Annotated in this window: 1 protein-coding gene and 1 pseudogene; one reads left to right on the forward strand and one right to left on the reverse strand. The window is 64.9% G+C overall.

Translation table 11 applies throughout. From position 1 onward, the window contains the following. A pseudogene (locus tag EOD07_RS35505) lies at positions 1-346 on the forward strand (NAD(P)/FAD-dependent oxidoreductase); the annotation flags it as partial. Positions 347-418: 72 nt separating this feature from the next. On the opposite strand, the gene EOD07_RS35510 reads toward EOD07_RS35505, so the two are convergent. Beyond that, positions 419-1,049 (reverse strand): MFS transporter (locus tag EOD07_RS35510; protein ID WP_127238445.1); only part of this gene is annotated, 631 nt, incomplete at its 5' end.

Raw genomic sequence — 1,049 nt, forward strand, 5'->3', positions numbered from 1 at the left:
CATCAAGGGCGGTCCGGGCGGCGACGTCGAGGTGCCGTGCACCAGCATGCTGCCGTTCTTCGGCCTCACCATGAAGCTCGGGCCGATCGCCGAATGGGGCCTCAACCTTCACGAGAACCTGATCCCGGTCGACACCGAGAAGTTCCAGACGTCGATCCCAGGCATCTTTGCGGTGGGCGACATCAACTGGTATCCCGGCAAGCTGAAGCTGATCCTGTCAGGTTTCCATGAGGTGGCGCTGATGGCGCAGGCGGCCAAGCGCGTCATCAGCCCGGGCGAGCGCATCGTCTTCCAGTACACGACCTCGTCGACGAGCTTGCAGAAGAAGCTCGGCGTCCACGACTGAGGTATTATTCAGCCGGCCTGCGAATAGCAAGCTTCCTGCGCTGACCTGAAGCCCTACACACCTCAGGGAAATCTACTCCGCCAGCACGGGCGCGGCATGCTCGTCGTGGCCGCGCAGTTCCTTTTCAGGCATCACGGCCAGCGTGATCAGCGCCAGCACGAGCGTGATGCCGGCGGTGAGGAAGATCATCACGAACGGCATTGCCGATGTCAGCTGGATGTGCGTCTGCGAGCCTTCGGCGGCCAAGGGCAGGCCAAAACCCAGCGCAACGGCGCCGAGCATGGCGACGCCCAGCGCGCCGCCCAGCGTGCGCAGGAAGGTCAGCACGCCCGTCGCGACACCGAGATGCGCGCGGTCGACCGCGTTCTGGACCGAGACGGTGCTGACCGGAAAGGTCGTGCCGCTGCCCAGGCCGATCAGCGTGGTCAGGATTTCGACTTCGAGCAGCGAGGCGTGTCCCGCAATGGCACTGAGCAGGCCTATGCAGACGATCGCCAGGCCGAGGCCGATCATGGCGATGCGCTTGTAGTGGACGAAGCGCGGGATCATGCGGCCGCTGAAGGCGGCGCCGGCGACTGTGCCGAGCAGGAGGCCGAGCATCGCCGTGCCGGATTCGCTCACCGAAAGCCCGACGACCGATTGCAGATAGACTGGCAGGTAGACCGACGCGCCGATGTTGGCGGCCTGCAGCAGGAACATCGAC

The sequence above is a fragment of the Mesorhizobium sp. M2C.T.Ca.TU.002.02.1.1 genome (genome assembly GCF_003997225.1).